3 protein-coding genes are annotated in these 2,658 nt (G+C 63.4%); 2 read left to right on the top strand and 1 reads right to left on the bottom strand.

Features of this window, described 5'->3' with window-relative positions; translation table 11 throughout:
* Positions 1–149, bottom strand: a 149-nt coding sequence (locus AHiyo1_RS05605) for a LysR family transcriptional regulator (protein WP_148667484.1), incomplete at its 3' end; no start/stop codon positions are given.
* Positions 150–264: 115 nt separating this feature from the next.
* On the opposite strand from AHiyo1_RS05605, the gene tdh reads away from it, so the two are divergent.
* Together tdh and AHiyo1_RS05595 are read left to right on the top strand one after the other, a co-directional pair.
* Positions 265–1,311 carry an L-threonine 3-dehydrogenase gene (gene tdh / locus AHiyo1_RS05600; protein ID WP_059387881.1) on the top strand — a complete coding sequence of 349 codons (1,047 nt, stop codon included), beginning with the start codon at positions 265–267 and terminating at the stop codon, positions 1,309–1,311.
* A 59-nt stretch (positions 1,312–1,370) separates the two neighbouring features.
* A complete protein-coding gene (locus AHiyo1_RS05595; RefSeq protein ID WP_059387880.1) occupies positions 1,371–2,579 on the top strand; it encodes a glycine C-acetyltransferase in 1,209 nt (402 codons plus the stop codon).
* Positions 2,580–2,658: the final 79 nt, after the last annotated feature.

The raw sequence follows: 2,658 nt of genomic DNA, 5'->3' as shown, positions 1-2,658 counted from the left end.
TTGCGGGTCAAGGGCACGTCCACCGACTTCTGCAGGAGGGCGAGCTGCTGGGAAACGGCCGAGGGAGTGACCATGAGCGTCTCGGCCACGGCCTTGACACTGCCGAGATCTCCTAGTTCCCTGAGCATTTGGAGCTGATGTACTTCCATTTAGCAAATGCTAAATCGTTGATTGAGAAAAACCTAGTTGTGCTAAACCGTCCGTGGGGCTTCAATGAAGTGAAACGGCACACAAACGGCCCAATCCCTTGAGTTAGGAAGACCCATGAAGGCTCTCTACAAGTCCGGTCCCCACGCTGGTTTTGAACTCGTCGAACGGCCCGAACCGGAGGCAGGTCCCAGCGACGTCAAGATCCGCGTCATGACCACCGGTATCTGCGGAACGGACCTGCACATCCAGTCCTGGGACGCTTGGGCGCAGAGCATCATCGAGACTCCCTTGATCGCGGGACACGAGTTCTACGGCGAAGTTGTGTCCGTGGGCGAGGACGTCCGCGACGTCAAGGTCGGTGACCGCGTCTCCGGTGAAGGCCACGTGGTCTGCGGCATCTGCCGCAATTGCCGCGCAGGCCGCCGCCAGATGTGCATCCATACGGTGTCCGTGGGCGTGCAGCGCGACGGCGCCTTCGCCGAATACGTTGTCATTCCGGAGACCAACGTCTGGGTCCACCACGATCCCTCCGTCACCCCGGAGCTTGGCGCCATCTTCGACCCCTTCGGCAACGCCGTCCACACCGCACTGAGCTTCCCCCTCGTCGGCGAGGACGTGCTCATCACAGGTGCCGGCCCCATCGGGCTCATGGCAATCGCTGTCGCGCGCCACGCCGGTGCCCGCAAGATCGCCATCACGGACGTGTCCGCTCCCCGCCTCGAACTCGCCCGGAAGATGGGCGTGGACCTCGCCGTTGATGTGTCGAAGATGCGCGTCAAGGATGCCCAGCTCGAGCTCGGCATGCGCGAAGGATTCGACATCGGCCTGGAAATGTCCGGGCATCCGACGGCCCTGCCTGAGATGATCAACAACATGAACCACGGCGGACGCATCGCCATGCTTGGCTTGCCCAGCCAGTCCATCGACATCGACTGGGGCAAAGTGGTCACCCACATGCTGACCCTCAAGGGCATCTACGGCCGCGAAATGTACGAAACCTGGTACGCCATGAGTGCCATGCTGTCCTCCAACCCCGTGCTGCACAGCCACATTTCCGCCGTCGTCACGGACAAGCTGTCCGCCGCCGACTGGGAAAAGGGCTTCGAGATCGCCCGCGCCGGCACAGGCGGCAAGGTTGTCCTCGACTGGACCGAACTCTAGAACGCTGAACTCTAAGACACCGTAAAGTCCTCCCCAAGACCCCAGTACCAGGAGCCACCATGTACTCAAGCATCAAAGACCAGCTGCAGGGCGAACTTGAAGAGATCCGCACCGCGGGCCTCTTCAAGACCGAACGGCACATCGACTCGCCGCAGGCCAGCCACATCTCCGCAGGCCAGCTCGGCCAGCCGGCGAACGCCGTCCTGAACTTCTGCGCCAACAACTACCTGGGCCTCGCAGACCACCCGGACATCATCGCGGCCGCCAAGTCCGCCATGGACGAGCGCGGCTTCGGAATGGCCTCCGTCCGCTTCATCTGCGGCACCCAGGACCTGCACCTTGAGCTCGAAGCCCGGGTCTCACAGTTCCTCGGAACCGAGGACACCATCCTCTTCTCCAGCTGCTTCGACGCCAACGGAGGTGTCTTCGAGTCCCTGTTCGGGGCCGAGGACGCCATCATCTCGGATTCCCTGAACCACGCCTCGATCATCGACGGCATCCGGCTCAGCAAGGCCAAGCGCTTCCGCTACGCCAACCAGGACATGGCTGACCTCGAAGCCAAGCTGATCGAAGCCTCGAGCGGCGAAGCTCCGGCCCGGCGCAAGATCATCGTGACGGACGGCGTCTTCTCCATGGACGGCTACCTCGCGCCGCTCGAAGCCATCTGCGATCTCGCCGAAAAGCATGACGCCCTGGTCATGGTGGACGATTCCCACGCCGTCGGCTTCATGGGAGCCACCGGTGCCGGAACCCCGGAACACGCGGGTGTTTCGGACAGGATCGACATCTACACCGGCACGTTCGGCAAGGCCCTTGGCGGCGCTTCCGGAGGCTACGTCTCCGGCCGCAGCGAAATCGTCGCCATGCTGCGCCAGAAGGCCCGCCCTTACCTGTTCTCCAACTCCCTGGCCCCGGCAATCGTCGCAGCCACCATCAAGGCCATTGAGCTGGTCCAGGGTTCGGGCGAGCTCCGCTCCAGGCTCTTCGAGAACGCCGCCTTGTTCCGGCGCCGCATGAGCGAGGAAGGCTTCGAGCTGCTCGACGGCGAGCACGCCATCATTCCGGTGATGTTCGGCGACGCCGTGGCGGCAGCGAAGGTTGCCGACGAGATGCTCCACCACGGAGTGTTCGTCACGGCGTTCAGCTACCCCGTGGTACCCAAGGGAGCGGCCCGGATCCGTGTGCAGCTCTCGGCCGCGCACAGCTCCGAGGACGTCGAGGCGTGTGTCCAGGCCTTCGTGAAGAGCCGCGCAGCCGCGGGGCTCTGAGTTCCCATGATCCTCACCATCCTGGGCGGCGGGGGATTCCGGGTACCCCTGGTCTATTCAGCGTTGCTGTCCGACCATG

The sequence above is a fragment of the Arthrobacter sp. Hiyo1 genome (genome assembly GCF_001263615.2).
Taxonomy (GTDB): domain Bacteria; phylum Actinomycetota; class Actinomycetes; order Actinomycetales; family Micrococcaceae; genus Arthrobacter.
This window is presented reverse-complemented; position numbering and strand designations above follow the sequence as displayed.